General features: G+C 60.4%; 4 protein-coding genes. 1 reads left to right on the top strand and 3 read right to left on the bottom strand.

The window, feature by feature from the left end; all coding sequences use genetic code 11:
- Positions 1-392 precede the first annotated feature (392 nt).
- Positions 393-614, top strand: coding sequence for a hypothetical protein (locus tag PKD89_RS19730; protein ID WP_324332916.1), 222 nt, complete (start codon positions 393-395; stop codon positions 612-614).
- Here the strand turns inward: PKD89_RS19730 and PKD89_RS19725 are convergent.
- The 3 genes from PKD89_RS19725 to PKD89_RS19715 are packed head-to-tail and all read right to left on the bottom strand — an operon-like array spanning position 611 to position 2,854.
- On the bottom strand, positions 611-1,579 hold the full coding sequence (locus PKD89_RS19725; protein WP_324332914.1) for an endonuclease/exonuclease/phosphatase family protein: 969 nt from the start codon (positions 1,577-1,579) through the stop codon (positions 611-613). The two genes, PKD89_RS19730 and PKD89_RS19725, sit on opposite strands and share 4 nt — an antisense overlap.
- 35 nt (positions 1,580-1,614) lie before the next feature.
- Positions 1,615-2,571 carry a hypothetical protein gene (locus PKD89_RS19720; RefSeq protein WP_324332912.1) on the bottom strand — a complete coding sequence of 319 codons (957 nt, stop codon included), beginning with the start codon at positions 2,569-2,571 and terminating at the stop codon, positions 1,615-1,617.
- A 46-nt stretch (positions 2,572-2,617) separates the two neighbouring features.
- Positions 2,618-2,854, bottom strand: a complete 237-nt coding sequence (locus tag PKD89_RS19715) for an acyl carrier protein (protein ID WP_324332910.1) — start codon at positions 2,852-2,854, stop codon at positions 2,618-2,620.
- Positions 2,855-3,093 lie beyond the last annotated feature (239 nt).

The raw sequence follows: 3,093 nt of genomic DNA, 5'->3' as shown, positions 1-3,093 counted from the left end.
GCGGACCCCCCGCTACCCGCCCACACCCCCCGCAACTCCGAAGCGCCACCAAACCGGGTCAACCTCAGACCACGAGTGATCGGTCAATACCTGGATAGCCGGCTCGCTAGCCACGCATCACGGGACACCGAATGGACAACCAGGTCCTCAAATCGTCCGTTCAACCACACACGCTCCCGAAACCGGGCCTCTTCCTCCAAGAGCACCGATCGGCCGCCACCGAAGCGCATCGAGTTCGACTCGGCGGATTCGAGGTACAGCTTTCGGAACGGAAAATCATTGAAGAGTCTCGACACAAACATGAGACATCCTCGAATGAAGCCAACATCCACATTTGGTTGGTCGCCAAAGCGAATCGCGGAAAGAAACGCAGTACCTGAGACGAAATCGCATTGGTAGCAGGCCACGAGACCGAGGACGCGTTCGTCTGCATCTACCACGAGATACTGGGCTACGACTCCCTGCCACAGGCGCTGGTGATATTCCTCCGGCGACGGCACCTGACCGCCGAAGCGCCACTCTGGGCCTCCGTACTTCAACTCCTGTTCTCTCAGCTGTGCCTCGTGCTGCGGGCCGACTGGGAGGAGTTGCACGTGGGTCAACGGGCCGTCTAACCCCATATGAGGTTGCTTCCCAGCATCTTGTGGTCGGACACCCACTGAGAAGAGGGAGCACCGAAACCGGACCAGTACACCCTGTTCGCCCCACAATTCACAAACCTGGTCGGGGCGTTACCCTTTGATCCGAAGACGTAGTCGATCTTGCCAGCTCCGGCCGTCGGGGTGTCGGTCCCGTCGTTTCCGTAGGAGGGGCAGCCGTGGTCTGCCTCGATGTAGTTGGCGTACACTTGCGTCATGATCGACGTCTGGTTCGGCTTCAGGTTGAGATCGCCCAACACCATCGTGCCCGGTTGTGCCCACCACTGATTGATCCACGCGAACATGTATGCAGCTTGGCCGTCGGCGATTACCGTATCGTTCTTCAAGTGGGTGTTGCACGCAAAGTACGCCGGTCCGAAGATCTGAAGTTGTAGACATCGGAGCTTTCGCTTCTCCGACTCGTTCCCCTGACCTGGGTACTCGGCGCCATTTGGCCACGGGTCCCCGATCACGTTGGTGCGAACCGCGATCGCGTTCCCGAATTCACCTTGACAGCCGCCTGGAAGGTTGGCGGTCTTGGTAACGGTGAATCGCTTCTGATATTGGTTCGGGTAATACGTTCCTAAGAAGTTGTTGAAGGCCGTCCACTGGGACTTGCACACTTCGTTCATGGAGATGACGAAGGGGGGATCGCCAGTCTGGTCGGATTGCAATATGCCAGTCTTGACACCGTCGACCATTTCGACGGCGCCTTTGTGGTTGCCGAGCACTCCTTGAATGTTGTGATGCAGTTGCGAGTACGAGTCTGCGCCCGCCATGCGGGCCTGGCCGAAGGCGCAGATGAATGCTACAGAGCTTGCTGCGGTGGCGCGGGCGATCCGTCGAGGTCGAGTTCTGGCCGGCGCCTTCTTTCCCTCACGTCGACGTTCCGCTCGATTGCGTGGGCCTGCGGTCCGTGAGTGGGTTGCCGGAAATGTCATCGATCTCTCCCTCTGCGATGGCCTGCAACGGCGCCTTAGGTGCTGAACCGAATCCAGCTGCCGTCGTTTGCCATTACCCAACCGGTCGTCCAGTATCCGTAGAGAAGCGAAGATGCGGCGGCCATGTCCGAGGCGTCAACACCTACGTCGAACTCTCGACCGTTTCGGAATCCTTCGATCTTGGCGGATGTCTTGAACCCCGTCGGATCGCTCTTGTCCTCAGCAATGGATCTGTTGAGCAGTATCACTGAGTCGCCGAGCGCGACCAGTTGTGGGGCATCTGAACTTGAGGTGAGCAGCTCGTACCTTTCGCCGGTGCGACGGTCGACTGCGAATGCGGCGCCTCCGAGAGCGTCGAGCGCTGCGGTCGTCTCACTACACGATCGGACTGTCGAGCCGGCGATCGGCGCCGTGAGTGCGACGATCTCTTCTGGCTCAAGCAAGCTGCCGTCGGTGCATGCAATGCTCGGCGAACTCTGAGGCACGGTCGACCAGGAGGCGTTCTTGAGATCATACCGCATCAACTTGACTTCGCCCGTGAGGAACGACTCGACCTCGATATCGATTGCCCCTGGGGACGGAGTAACAGATCTGAAGCCCCACTTGTGCTCAATCGGAAATGGTGGCTCAGATGGCTTGCCTGCGACTGCTGAGTCTGGTCCGATCTCGACGATCTGCAACCCGCCGTCGGTACATTCGAGGCCGACTGCGTCGCTTTCGGCCGGACGTTCGCACACTTGGCCTGCGAGGTAGCCCGCACCATCCATGGCTAGTCCTTGGGCGATGGGAAGCGATCCGGCGAGTCCCGCTACGTCACGTTCGGACCATCGCGAGGCTGCTGGGCCGAGCACGGCGATTCTCTGCTTTGCGTCGCCCGCGCCAGACATCTCCACGAGCCCTGCCGGAAGTGCGACGGTTGCGGCACGCTGGCCCTGCAGGGGGCTCGCCGGGATGCTGAGGTCGTTGGAATCCGAGTCGGCGCTGGTTTCCACTTCAGTGGCCGATCCACAGGAGGTCGTGAGCGCGAGAGCGAGTGCGCTAGCGACGAGCAGCGCTCTCGAAGGCCTGCCACACCTCCCCGAGCGTGGGCGTCGCCTCGAGGAACCGATCATCGACTGAAACGCCATATGAATCCTCCCCCCAAGCGAGCAGCTCGGCGAGTGCGAGTGAGTCAAGTCTGGCTTCGACCAGGGTCGTGTTGCTACCCATGCTCGCCAAGTGTTGCATGTTCAGGGCGGTTGCGGCCTGTTCGATGAAGTCAGCGTAGGTCCACATGAAGGATCTTCCCGTGAGGCCAGAGCGGGCCTTCAATGGCGCTCATGCGCACCAGATGTTCCACCGTGCTCGGTGTTGGAGCCTGGAGCGTGTTCGGATGGTCCTGATCACCACGAAGCGATTCTAGGCTCCAAATCCGGCTCTTCGGAGTTCAGCGGGGTGTGACGGTGTCGAGTAGGTCCCAGTTGGGTTTGCCGGCGTAGAGCAGGACTCGGATCCGGTAGTTGGCGAAGCGGCGG

This window comes from Candidatus Neomicrothrix sp. (genome assembly GCF_035329545.1).
In the GTDB taxonomy this organism is placed as follows: Bacteria; Actinomycetota; Acidimicrobiia; order Acidimicrobiales; family Microtrichaceae; genus Microthrix; species Microthrix subdominans.
The sequence above is the reverse complement of the archived record's forward strand: the minus strand, read 5'-3'. Positions and strand labels throughout refer to the sequence as shown.